Here is an 11619-nt window from a genome sequence, read left to right as displayed (position 1 = left end):
AGTGCGACTCATACAGTTTCCTCGGGGGCCAGATCCTTGGGAGCGGTCGGCGCGGGATTACGGGTGATGAACATCGCATCACCGTAGCTGAAAAAGCGGTATCCATTTTCCACCGCGGCGCGATAGGCGGCCATGGTTTCGGGATAGCCGGCGAACGCCGAAACCAGCATCAACAGCGTGGATTCCGGCAGATGGAAGTTGGTCACCAGGGCATCGACCACATGGAACGGCCGGCCCGGGTAGATAAAGATGTCGGTGTCGCCACTGAACGGCTTGAGCACGCCATCGCGCGCGGCGCTTTCCAGGGAGCGCACGCTGGTGGTGCCCACTGCCACCACCCGGCCACCGCGAGCCCGGCACGCAGCAACTGCATCCACCACGTCCTGGCCGACTTCCAGCCACTCATGGTGCATATGGTGATCTTCGATGCGCTCGACCCTCACCGGCTGGAAGGTACCAGCCCCCACGTGCAGGGTGACGAACGCGGTCTCCACGCCCTTGGCGGCAATGGCCTCCAGCAGCGGCTGGTCGAAATGCAGCCCGGCGGTCGGTGCCGCCACCGCGCCCAGGCGCTGGGCGTACACGGTCTGGTAACGCTCGCGATCGGCGCCTTCATCCGGACGGTCTATATAAGGAGGCAACGGCATGTGCCCGACCCGGTCCAGCAGCGGCAGCACTTCTTCGACAAAGCCCAGCTCGAAGAGCGTGTCATGGCGCGCCAGCATCTCGGCTTCGCCACCGCCGTCGATGAGGATCTTCGACCCAGGCTTGGGCGACTTGCTGGAGCGCACATGGGCCAGCACACGGTGGCTGTCCAGCACCCGCTCGACGAGGATTTCCAGCTTGCCGCCGGAAGCCTTCTGACCGAACAGACGGGCCGGAATCACCCGGGTATTGTTGAACACCATCAGATCGCCCGGGCGCAAATGCTCAAGCAAATCAGTGAATTGACGGTGGGCCAAGGCGCCGGTTGGCCCATCCAGGGTCAACAGACGGCTGCCGCGACGCTCGGCCAGTGGATGGCGGGCGATCAGCGAATCAGGAAGCTCGAAGGTAAAGTCAGCAACGCGCATGATGGGGTTCGTCTAGCAGGGCCGGAAAGTTTAGCGGATTAAGCAAAAATTGACCATGAAAGCCGATTGACCAACGGTAAGCGCCTCTCTATACTTCGCCGCCATTGAGCCCTGATGGCGGAATTGGTAGACGCGGCGGATTCAAAATCCGTTTTCGCAAGAAGTGGGAGTTCGAGTCTCCCTCGGGGCACCACATAGCAGTATCTGAGAGTCTCTACCAGCCTCTCAGACCCAGAGAAACCGGCCACTTGGCCGGTTTTTTTGTGTCTGGCTATCTATCCCTATCTCCCCTTATCCGTTGTATCCCTGTATCCCCGCTTGTATCCTGAGAAAAATACCGAACTTTGGGATACAAGGATGAAGCGCGCAGATATCAAGCGCCGCCCTCTTGCAGACACCACGCTTACAGGGCTGGAACCTGAAGCAAAGGAGTACCGCGAGCTGGACGGAAACGGCCTGTACTTCAGGGTCAAGGCTGATGGTGGTAAATCCTGGCAGCTCCGTTACAAACGTCCTGCGGGCAATTGGGCCTGGATGGGGCTAGGGGGTTACCCCGAGGTGAGCGGTGCATTGGCCCGGGAAAAAGCTGCCGAACTGCGCAAGACCATAAGCAGCGGAATTGATCCCCTTGAGCAAAAGCGGTCTGCCAAGGCCGCCATAGATGCAGCGAAGACACGAACCTTCAGAGCAGCTGCTGACGCCTGGCTAAAGGCAAAAGAAGAAAAGGGACTGGCTCCCTCAACACTCAACAAGATCCGCACTTACCTCGACAAGGACATTCTCCCGGCACTGGGGGACAAACCGCTCGACGAAATCACCCGTACCGATTGCGCCGAACTCCAAGCATCCATCGAAGCCCGAGATGCCCACAACGTAGCGGAAAAGTGCCGCACCTGGATCAACCAAATATTTGGGCGGGCTATCGGGTTAGGGCTCACCGAGAACGACCCGGGAAGCCGGCTTCGGGATATAGCTGCCCAAGCGCCAAAAACTCAACAGCACCCGCATCTACTAGAACCCGAGCTAGGCGAGTTCCTCACCGCACTTAAAAACACCCCCAGCAGACTGACGGCACGAACAGCAGCATGGCTTTGCATCTGGACAGCCTCACGACCTGGCATGGTTCGCCTAGCTGAATGGAAAGAGTTCGACCTCGATAAGGCCACTTGGACGACACCAGCGGCAAAGATGAAGATGCGCCGAGACTTCGTTTGCCCTCTCCCCCATCAAGCCATTGCCGCCCTAAAGGAACTCCATTGCCTGACTGGCCGCAGTCGCTGGCTGTTCCCCGGAGTGGGCTCCAAGAATCCAACTATTAGTGAAAACACGATCAACAAAGTCTTCGCTACCATCGGGTATAAAGGCCGCCTTGTGGGTCACGGCACACGGCACACAGCAAGCACGCTGCTGCGAGAACATGGTTGGCCCAAGGAGCACGTTGAGGCACAACTGGCCCACAAGGAGGAAGGAATCTCAGGGGTCTACAACAAAGCCCAGTACCTTGAACAACGCATTCAGATGATGCAGTGGTATGCAGATCACCTTGATGCCTTAGAGACCGACAATGTGGTGCAAGGTCAGTTTGGAAAGGCGGTATGAGAGCACATACCCTGCCCCTCTCAAAAAACGGTGTAACTGGTGTTACTCGTGTAACACCTCTGACCAGACGCCCGGTTTCATTGGCTTTCACGACCGTTACACAGTTGAGCAGCATAGCGAACCTCGGATGTAACGCGGCCTCGACGTGTAACGCCAAAGTAAATGCCCTGGCGCTGCGGGCAGACGGCCTGCAACCGTACCTACCACGCGACTTTCGCTGGCTCCGCCTTCCAAACGCAGGGCGTGGGACTCTTCGTTACACGGTGCCTGAGGCACTCGGCAATGGTTGATCACAACCTCACATTGCATTCGGTGTTATGCCACGGCCTGCTCAAATATCTATCAGCGCAACCGCTCTATGACCTCTGCCGTGAACAGGTCGCTGACGCCTGCCACATGATCGACCAGTGCTGGCTGCGCATTCATCGCGACGATATCGATAAAAATCTCGCCAGCATGTGCATCCATACGTCGATCCATGAGGAGACTATTTTTCAGTTTGCCTCAACCGATACTCGGGGACGCCTCGCGCATTGGGTCCGTCAGTACAGCAAATATGAGTCCGCTTCGGAGCGCGACGCGCATACCGCGTACATCATGGCTTGCGCCATAAAAGCGCTGGCGGAATTAGCCAACTGGATGCAAACAGCTGATCAAGAGGCTTGGTCGCATACCTCTGAACCTCCTACCGACTGGCCCTGGGACCTCTACCGTCAGTTCGTAGAGACGCAGGTTGATCCAAACATACGCATCGATGCGCTGGATCAGTACGCACTTTATCTGGAACCGATCACTTCTCTACCCTGCCTGCTCAACGATGAACTGAGGCCCATTGCCGACCGAGCGATTAAGAACGCGATTCGCAAAAAAGGCGGAATCATCAGCAGCATGCAGCGTAGCGAGGAAACTAACGCTCGAGATGCCGCGATAGTAAAACAGTCACGTCACTACCTGTCGGCAGGGATGTCAGAACGTAACGTCGCAACGGCGGTGCATGCCTGGCTAACGCGTGAGGTCGCCAAACCACCCAAACAACGCCCTGAGTGGGTCACTCTCGAAACCGAAAAAGCGCTGACTCGTAAGAGCATTGAGGCCATTCTCAAACGCAATTTCGTGGTGTAACTGAAATTTCAATTGGAAGTGAACTGCTCACCACTAATTAATCCCTAGACCATTGCTCTCGCCAGTCCAAATCAAGCGAGAGCAATACCTATGAAAACCTCCGTAACCGAAATTTCCCGCAAAGCACCCGCCAACGCCCCCTCATTGTTTGATGCCGCCTCGACCCTGATCCGCATGCGCGAAGTTGAGGGCATCGTAGGCATGAAGCGCTCGACCATCTACAAACTCATGCAGCGCTCCGACTGTGGTTTCCCGCAGCCGGTCAAGCTCAGCAACAGCAACGCTCGCGGCGCGCCCGTTGCGTGGGTTCTCTCCGAAGTACAAGCCTGGGCACGAGCACGCATCGCAGCACGCGATCAGGTGGCCGCATGAAAAAGCCCATCGGTCACCGAGCCGTCCTGCAGCCCCTCTCTGCGCTTCGAAAAATCGGCTTTTCATCGCGATGCATGCAACGCCTGGAGCGCTACCGAACCGAGCAGGCCAGACGAAACCACGTAGTGGCCGTGATGAGCTGGGCTGACGGCACCTGGTGCGCGCTCGCGTTGCCCAGCATGCCCCCTCACGCCGTCATCGTCGATGAAGGCCAGCAGATCGATGCCTACGAAGACGCACGCTCCTGCATCGAGGGCGACTTCCTTCCTCTGCTTTCCCTGCGCCGGGAAGTTCATGCCTGAAATGAAAACGCCCCCGGGGGCGATCCGGAGGCGTTGAGGTAAATCTACATGCACGAACAATTTATGCCGCACCTGAACAATCTGCAAGCCATCACCACAGTTGCACTTTCAAAAAACGGGCGCTACTCTCTGGCCGTCGCTGCAAAATCAGCGAACGGGTTTGGCGACCCGAATCCATACAGGCGCACAGGCGCCCCCATTACGATTGCAGGCGCTTTTTTTGTGCCCGCATATCCATTTTATGGCGGCTGTGCGTGGGAGACCTTCGGGTCTGCCGGGGTCCTGTATGCCCGGTTCGCCAACCCGCGCACAGCTGCCACCCTTATTCGTTTGGCGACGAATCGTGGCAGCTCCTCACATACAGGAGCTACACCCATGCACGCCCTCAATCCGTCCAAAATTCGCGCCGCTGCCCACAGGGCAATGGCTCTCGCCGCTTTACACGCCAACTCCAGCCTCGCTACACGCCTTTCTCGCTACAACACCCACATGGCCAAGGCTCGTGCCCTGGAAAGCGCAGGGGGTGCCCAATGAGCACTCTGCGCAGCCTTGCCCTACCCGAAGACCTACTGTGCGTCAGCAATGACGTTGAAGCCGGTATCCCCATCGACGCCATCACGTGCGCTATTGAGCGTGCAGACTCCGTGTTGACGCTGCTCGAAGATCACTTCGAAGGTGATCAGTCACGTCTCTCCAATCACGTTATTGCCTCGGTTATTTGGGACGTTCGCGGCACCCTGGGCCTGATCAAAACACTCACCCTGCACGGTGATGCTTCTTCTGTTCCTCTGGACCAGAAAGGCGGTGCGCTATGAACACTCAAACCACCTTGGGCCGGGCATCTTTTTTCGGCAGCACCAACGGCCAATGCCTGTTTCGAGTCAATGCAGGAGTGTCGATCGAGGACGCGCTCGAAACGATTTCACTCCTTCAGCACTACAGCAACCAGCTCACTCTTGACGCGGCCATGAGCGATAAAGGCGAGCGTTATAGCTGGTGTGCGCTCTACCTCGGCGAGATGGCCAAGGCGCTCCTCGACGATGTGAACGACTCACTCTTTGTGTCGAGGGCCGAGCCATGACCCAACGCACCAGCAACGCCTCAAAACGGCCCAGCTTTGCCGACGTAAAAAGCGCCGCTCTCAAGGACATTGACCGCGTGCTGGCCCACTGGCTGCCCAACGGCAAACGCGTAGACGGAGGCAAGGAATACACCGCACCGAACCCCACGCGCACCGACAAGCGCGCAGGCTCACTCAAGGTCAACCTGAGCAAAGGCACCTGGGCGGACTTTGCCACCGGCGACAAGGGTGGCGACCTGATTGACCTAGTGCGCTACCTCGACGGCGGTACAGATGTGGAAGCCTGCAACAAGCTCGCGGAGCTGCTGAGCGTTTCTGCTGGAACAGCTCAGGCCAAATCCACACCGGCCAAAAGCAAGTCGCCCGAGTGGATCGCCATCCTGCCGATCCCAGCAGAGGCCATGAGCAAGTGCCCGGCCAAACACCGACAACACGGCGCACCATCCAAGGTGTGGATCTACCGCGACGCTCAAGGTCAGCCGGTCATGGCGCTGTATCGCTTCGACCTGGGCCCGGACGAAGACGGTAAGCCGAGAAAGGTCTTTGCCCCGCTGACCTGGTGCAAACGCTCCGATGGCCAAACAACTCAATGGCGCTGGCAGGGCCTGCCTGAACCACGCCCCTTGCTGCGCCTGGATGAATTGGCCCAGCGTATCGACGCCCCGGTGGTGCTGTGTGAAGGCGAGAAGGCCGCAGACGCCGCCACTGAATTGATGCCTGAGTACGTGGCCACCTGCTGGCCGAACGGTTCGAACTCCTGGCACAAGGCCGACCTGTTGCCGCTCAAAGGGCGGTCGGTACTGCTCTGGCCGGACAACGATGCCAGCGGTAAAGCGTGCATGGACGCCATCGAGCCGAAGCTGCTTGAACTGGGCGCGGAGTCAGTACAGCAAGTGTCACTTGAGGTGTTCAAGCGCAAGCCCACCACCAAGGACGGCAAGCCCTCATTCGCTAAAGGTGGCAAGTGGCTAGAAGGCGACGACGCTGCCGACGCACTGACCAAGGGCTGGACCGCTGGCCACATTGCCGAGCTGGTGCGCAGCGGTGAGTTTTTCGTGAACACGGCGGACAAAAAAACAGAGGAGCCCATCAAGACAAAGACAGCGACCAAGCGCCCGGCGAAATCGAAAAATGACCTGATGCCCAGTGGCTTCCGCCTGACGCCCGAAGGGGTTTTTTATGCCGGTGATGATGGTGAGGCACGCCCGGTGTGCTCGCCCCTGGAGATCATCGCTCGCACCCGTGACGAGAAGGGCCATAACTGGGGCTTGTTGGTCGAGTTTGACGATCCAGACGGCGCCAAAAAACGCTGGAACATTCCGGCACGTACCATGACCGGTGACTTCGGCAAAGACGTGTTAGGGCCGCTGGTAGACATGGGCCTGCGCCTCGCAGGGAGCCGTTCAGGGCGCAACGCACGCAACGACTTGCAGAGCTACCTCGGTGGCTTTGACAGCGCGCAACGAGCGCGACTGGTGACGCGTTTGGGATGGCACGGCAACGCCTATCTATTGCCAGAACAACAACTCGGCTCACATGAGGAGCACCTGCACTTCTACGACGCAGGCGCCCAACTCCCGCCCATCAGCGAAGCGGGCACCTTGGAGCAATGGCAACAGCAGATTGGCGCGCTGTGTATTGGCAATCACCGCTTGGCATTTGTCGTGAGCGTAGCCTTTGCCGGCCCGCTGCTGAACCTACTGGGTCACGAGTCAGGCGGCTTTCACTTCTACGGTGATAGCTCAGGGGGCAAGACCACTCACTTGCGCGTAGCGGCATCAGTCTACGGCGGGCCGCGTCTGGTGCGTTCGTGGCGCTCCACAGACAACGCCCTGGAGTCTATCGCTGCTGCTCATTCCGACGGCCTCCTGGTGCTGGACGAAATCGGCATGTGCGACCCACGCATCATTGGCGAGACGGTGTACATGCTCGGCAACGGCACCGGCAAGGCCCGCGCCAATGATCGAGGGCAAGCGGGCCGACAGGTTCAAGAATGGCGCTTGCTGTTTCTATCGACCGGCGAGAAGACCTTGGCCCAACACATGGCAGAGGCTAACAAGGAACTGAAAGCGGGCATGGAGGTGCGCATGCTCGCAGTCCCCGCAGACGCCAGTAAGGGCCTCGGCATGTTCGACGTGCTGAACGGCCAGGAAGACGCAGCCGCCCTCTCTGACGCGCTTACAGCCAGGGTCGCCAAATACTACGGCACTCCCCTCACCGCCTTTCTGGAAGCACTGTGCGCGCCAGGAGAAATGCTCAGATGGTCAGTGATCGTTCGCCGCACCCTGGAGCAATTCATTACCCAAAACCTGCCGAGCTCTTCCAGCGGTCAGGCCCAACGCGCAGCCCTGCGCTTCGGGCTCGCGGCAGCAGCAGGCGAGTTGGCCACAGCCTTTGGTGTCACCGGCTGGCCGGATGGCACCGCCACCACCGCAGCCCGAGTCTGCTTGCACGCATGGCTAGCCGAGCGTGGCGGCGCCGGAAACTTCGAGGGCGAAGCAATTCTCACCCGCCTACGCCAGGTCATCGAACGCTTTGGCGAAAGCCGCTTCACCCGCTGGGAGTCGGCGGCAGCAAAGATCGACGAACACGGTCCGCGCACCATCGACCGCCTTGGTTTTCGCAAGACGCTAGAGCACGGCATGGGCGACACCATGCACACCACCAACACTTATTACGTCCTGACCGAGGCGTGGCGCTCGGAGATCTTCCGGGGCATGAACCTTACCGCAGTAAACAAGGAACTCTTGCAACGCGGTGTGCTGGAGCCGAGCAGCGACGGCAAGGCATCAAGTCTGGTGCGATTGCCCGGCTTAGGCCAACAGCGCTGCTACATCGTGAAGGCAATTCCGGGAACGGATAACAGCGAGGCTCGGGCTGCCTGAGGGCATCTCAGCTAATAGAGGTAACGCCGGCTCACTCCCGGCCTCGCCAGCCAAATCAACTTAATCAAAACTCATCAAGGACCATGAACATGAAAATGAATGAATTGAAACAGCAACGCGCCGCTCTGGTTGCTGAGCGCGAAACCATCGAAAACAGTCTTACTGTTCTGGAGGCCGAGTGGCGCAACGCCCCCAGCAACTACAGCCCGAACGGCAACATGATAGGAAGCCCTGAGGGGCGTGAAGCTATGGAGCGACTATCATCTGCCAACAGCCGCTTACGAGACATCCCATCCGAAATTGAACGTATCGATAAAAAGATCGCGTACTTAGAACGCATGGAGCAGGTTGACGAGATCAAATCGCAGTCGATCCAAACCATGTCCGAAACTGCTGCTGAGGTCGAAGCGTTACAACGGACACAGTCGCACTTGAATGAGCGCCTTCTGACGATTCAGACGGATGCGGACCAATCCCTAGAAAAAGCGCAGCAAGCAGAAAGAGACGCTGCAAGTCTGTATGCCAGAAGTCTCGCCAGTGGCGACAGCGAAGGCGAGAAAGCTGCCAACGGCGAAATTCAGAAGGCAGCCAAACAACTCGCAACCACAGATGAGCACGTTAGAAGGCAGGAGCTCATCCTCGTGGCTTTACAGGCGGAACTTGACTCCCTTGAAACGCAAATTTCAAACGCAAAGCAGCGAGCAGACGACGCCAAAAATGCGGCCCTCAGTGCAGTAGGGCTTACGTTAGACGAAGAGTGGAATGCCGTTACAGATCAACTCATCGCTATAGGCGCACGGATAATTGCCGTGAGCTACCAAAAGGGGGGCTCGGGATACGGTTTCTCCAAGCTGGATGTACCTCGATTCGGCCCTTTTCTTTCGGACCTTAGTAACTCAGAACTGGTTGCCGCCGCCCGTGATATTTCATTGGAAGATCTGCTGGCAGCGTGAATCCGAAATAGCCCGCCGATGCGGGCCGTTTAGAATCGCATGGATGAAAAAATCGTGACCACTCCAATACAAAGTAACGCTAGCTGGACTGACACTTTGAAAGCGCGCAAAAGTCATTTGGCCGCACTGATGAAAGTCGTGGATATCAAAACCGGAAAAGTCTCTAAGGTTCAGGCACTAACGGTCAACTTGATCAAGAACGAAATGAGCCGCATCGAAAGCCAGTTAAAAGGTCGAAGTTAACCTGAACTCTATGCTGTAATGCTATTCAGATAGATATCTTCAAACAATAAATTAGGAAGTGCTAATGTCAAAACTTGCCGAATACCGTCAGCTTGAAAAACATCTGGCCGAACAGCTCCAGGCGTTGGAAGCACTGAAGAACGACGGAGCACTGAAAAAAGAGATCGAGTTTGAAACCAAGCTCCGTGAATTGCTGGTCCAGTATGGCTTCAGCCTCAAGCACATCGTCAACCTGCTAGAACCACAGAGCAGCGCACGCGACCAAGCGCTTGTTCAAGCGCCAGGCACGCGTAAACCTCGAGAGCTGAAGACGTATAAGAACCCGCACACTGGTGAAGTGGTTGAAACCAAAGGAGGCAATCACAAGACGCTGAAAGAGTGGAAAACCAAGCACGGTTCCGATGAGGTTGAGAGCTGGTTGAAAAAGTAAGGTCGTTGCGTCTGAAAAAGGGCCCAGACGGGCCCTTTTTGTCATTTTAGTATTCCTGATTTACCTACAACATCAAGTACGTTCTTTCTGGGAGCAGCACTATGTCGCAAGGCTGCGCCAATCCAGCCTCAATTTTACAACCATTGCAGCCTTGACGACGCCCTCCGAGTGACTGGCATAACCTGAGGTTGACCCGGTCCACAGTTGCCCTTCACGAAAGCCTTCTATCGGCCACAAGGGGTCACTCCGTTTCTCTAGTCTCCGAGTGGACCGCTGCAAGCAGCCTTACCCCCAACATCGTACGTTGAGCCGTGCCATTTGCTTTTTGGAAGAGATTCGCTTTCTCCATCTCATACTGCGTCAATGCACTTGTGATGTAATCATCCAAACCTTTTATCCACTGGCCATTGCTGCAAAAGATAAAGGCCTTTCCCCAACCCAGGATTACTCGGTCGAGATTCTGTAACGCCCCAGAATAGGAACCCTTTGGGGATATATCTCCAGCTTCGACACTGAATTTCATCATGCGTATAGATGCGTCTAAATCGGATTTGATCCGCTCCTTGAATCGCTCCCTGGTAGCTGTAGATGGCTGAACCAGTCCTGCCGAGACGAAGCAACCTAAGAAATCGAATCCTTTAGCTGTAAGGCCCCTTGAAGCTTTATCGCTAGTTGCTGCGGGCCGGTATGCTTCAAGTGATAGTTTTTTGAGCTCAGCCTGTGCTTTGTTAAAAGCACGATCCACGCAGCCCATGTCCTTCCCGAGGATTAGGAAGTCATCGATGTACCGCAAACAGGTGACGTCACCATCGTTCATGGCCCTGTCAAAGTCTTGCAGGTACAAATTGGCTATTAGTGGGGATAGGGGAGATCCTTGAGCTATACCCTCTACCCCGATGGGGAAAATTTCAGCAAGACGCTGACGTCGAAGCAAGTCAATGTTTACAAGGTCAGTAGTGATAGCAGCTCGGAATAATGCAATCGTGTCAGGACAGGTGATGTGAGGGGCTACGAGTGCCATCACACGGGTTTTGTCAATTTTAGTGAAGAACTCGGCGATATCTGACCTGATATGGAAGGTGGCTCCTTTTGCAATGGCTGCCTTGGTATCGGCTATCGCCATCGAAACTCGTTTGTTTTTTATGCCTCCGTAGCTCGTGGGGGTAGCCAGCGCTTCTTTCACGAACTTAGTACGGGATAAGGCCTCAAGTAGAGCCCGTTGGACGATCCGGTTGGGTATAGGTGAAAGCACAATCGGGCGAGAATTTCCGTTGGCTTTGGTTTTTGCCACGCCGGTCTGCTTTTGGAAGGCAAAGGTCTTCTTGGATAACGCGCGCTGGATGTCGGAAAGCGACCGAGGGAGTCGGCTCTCGAAATCTTTGGCTTCGTTTCGGATAGTTTCGGATGATGAAGAAAAGGCGCTTTCTTTGACCTTCCTCCAAGCCGAATACAACGAATCCCCGCTATAGATCCTACGGTAAAGCGACGAGGTCACAAAAACTCCTTGTTTGTTGGGAGACACCAGTGAACTCTCACCCAACTGCTACAGGGGACCTTCA

The 11619-nt window shown here is 56.6% G+C and carries 13 protein-coding genes and 1 tRNA gene; 12 read left to right on the top strand and 2 right to left on the bottom strand.

Going from position 1 to position 11619, the window contains the following annotated elements; all coding sequences use genetic code 11:
* Nucleotides 1–8: 8 nt before the first annotated feature.
* Nucleotides 9–1073 (bottom strand): tRNA preQ1(34) S-adenosylmethionine ribosyltransferase-isomerase QueA, encoded by a 1065-nt coding sequence (queA, locus tag F6S12_RS17010; protein WP_053153610.1) that lies wholly within the window; start codon nt 1071–1073, stop codon nt 9–11.
* 108 nt (nt 1074–1181) lie between these two features.
* Between queA and F6S12_RS17005 the strand changes: the two genes are divergently transcribed.
* From F6S12_RS17005 to F6S12_RS16950, 12 genes are all read left to right on the top strand, one after another.
* A tRNA-Leu gene (locus F6S12_RS17005) sits at nt 1182–1266 on the top strand.
* Nucleotides 1267–1430: 164 nt separating this feature from the next.
* Nucleotides 1431–2672 carry a tyrosine-type recombinase/integrase gene (locus F6S12_RS17000; protein WP_315869124.1) on the top strand — a complete coding sequence of 414 codons (1242 nt, stop codon included), beginning with the start codon at nt 1431–1433 and terminating at the stop codon, nt 2670–2672.
* A 282-nt stretch (nt 2673–2954) separates the two neighbouring features.
* Nucleotides 2955–3794, top strand: coding sequence for a hypothetical protein (locus F6S12_RS16995; RefSeq protein ID WP_315869123.1), 840 nt, complete (start codon nt 2955–2957; stop codon nt 3792–3794).
* Nucleotides 3795–3884: 90 nt separating this feature from the next.
* On the top strand, nt 3885–4166 hold the full coding sequence (locus F6S12_RS16990; protein ID WP_072442603.1) for an AlpA family phage regulatory protein: 282 nt from the start codon (nt 3885–3887) through the stop codon (nt 4164–4166).
* Nucleotides 4163–4468 carry a hypothetical protein gene (locus tag F6S12_RS16985; RefSeq protein ID WP_315869122.1) on the top strand — a complete coding sequence of 102 codons (306 nt, stop codon included), beginning with the start codon at nt 4163–4165 and terminating at the stop codon, nt 4466–4468. The genes F6S12_RS16990 and F6S12_RS16985 overlap by 4 nt, the downstream gene beginning before the upstream one ends.
* Before the next feature lie 48 nt (nt 4469–4516).
* Nucleotides 4517–5002 (top strand): hypothetical protein, encoded by a 486-nt coding sequence (locus tag F6S12_RS16980; RefSeq protein WP_315869126.1) that lies wholly within the window; start codon nt 4517–4519, stop codon nt 5000–5002.
* Nucleotides 4999–5283 (top strand): hypothetical protein, encoded by a 285-nt coding sequence (locus F6S12_RS16975; protein WP_072442601.1) that lies wholly within the window; start codon nt 4999–5001, stop codon nt 5281–5283. Before F6S12_RS16980 ends, F6S12_RS16975 begins: the two co-directional genes overlap by 4 nt.
* On the top strand, nt 5280–5549 hold the full coding sequence (locus tag F6S12_RS16970; RefSeq protein WP_315869121.1) for a DUF3077 domain-containing protein: 270 nt from the start codon (nt 5280–5282) through the stop codon (nt 5547–5549). The genes F6S12_RS16975 and F6S12_RS16970 overlap by 4 nt, the downstream gene beginning before the upstream one ends.
* Entirely contained in the window at nt 5546–8434 is a 2889-nt protein-coding gene (locus F6S12_RS16965; protein WP_315869120.1) for a DUF927 domain-containing protein, read from the top strand. The genes F6S12_RS16970 and F6S12_RS16965 overlap by 4 nt, the downstream gene beginning before the upstream one ends.
* An 89-nt stretch (nt 8435–8523) precedes the next feature.
* Nucleotides 8524–9387, top strand: a complete 864-nt coding sequence (locus F6S12_RS16960; RefSeq protein WP_315869119.1) for a hypothetical protein — start codon at nt 8524–8526, stop codon at nt 9385–9387.
* A gap of 39 nt (nt 9388–9426) precedes the next feature.
* Nucleotides 9427–9630 (top strand): hypothetical protein, encoded by a 204-nt coding sequence (locus tag F6S12_RS16955; RefSeq protein ID WP_315869118.1) that lies wholly within the window; start codon nt 9427–9429, stop codon nt 9628–9630.
* 64 nt (nt 9631–9694) lie between these two features.
* Entirely contained in the window at nt 9695–10060 is a 366-nt protein-coding gene (locus F6S12_RS16950) for a histone-like nucleoid-structuring protein, MvaT/MvaU family (RefSeq protein ID WP_315869117.1), read from the top strand.
* 241 nt (nt 10061–10301) lie between these two features.
* On the opposite strand, the gene F6S12_RS16945 is transcribed toward F6S12_RS16950, so the two are convergent.
* On the bottom strand, nt 10302–11582 hold the full coding sequence (locus F6S12_RS16945; protein ID WP_315869116.1) for a reverse transcriptase domain-containing protein: 1281 nt from the start codon (nt 11580–11582) through the stop codon (nt 10302–10304).
* Between the last annotated feature and the right edge of the window lie 37 nt (nt 11583–11619).

This window comes from Pseudomonas sp. JV245A (assembly GCF_032424515.1).
GTDB lineage: Bacteria > Pseudomonadota > Gammaproteobacteria > Pseudomonadales > Pseudomonadaceae > Aquipseudomonas > Aquipseudomonas protegens.
The sequence above is the reverse complement of the archived record's forward strand: the minus strand, read 5'-3'. Positions and strand labels throughout refer to the sequence as shown.